Raw genomic sequence first — 409 nt, forward strand, 5'->3', positions numbered from 1 at the left:
CCAAAACTGGACAGATGATTTGTCCCCAGAAGATACAACAAGTCTTGCCAATTGGTTGAATACCAATGGTTATGAATCAAATCTTATGGGTGCTCTCACCAAAGCAGCTAGGATGGATTATCTCCTTAGATCTTATTCCGGTGAAAACATTGAAGAATACATAACTTCTGCAAGTAACAAACTCGGAAGTCCTGTTACTGAAGAAGAAAAACAATCCATCTTACTTAGCCAAGCCGGGCTTTATGACCCAACACATGCAAATGGAATTGATCCATTTTTTACCATCCAACAAGGTGTGTTTTTAAATTCCTATTCTTACAAAACCGGTTTCTCGGAACTGGCTCTTTCTTTAAAAGAAGAGAGTGTGAAACTTGCAGTTGCTAGTATTGGATACAAAGCAGAAGAAGAT

General features: G+C 38.4%; 1 protein-coding gene. It reads left to right on the top strand.

Annotated elements, in window-relative coordinates; translation table 11 throughout:
• On the top strand, positions 1-409 hold a 409-nt coding region (locus EHQ47_RS19695), incomplete at both ends, for a hypothetical protein (RefSeq protein WP_167483279.1).

Origin of the sequence: Leptospira bourretii (genome assembly GCF_004770145.1) — a bacterium.
In the GTDB taxonomy this organism is placed as follows: Bacteria; Spirochaetota; Leptospiria; order Leptospirales; family Leptospiraceae; genus Leptospira_A; species Leptospira_A bourretii.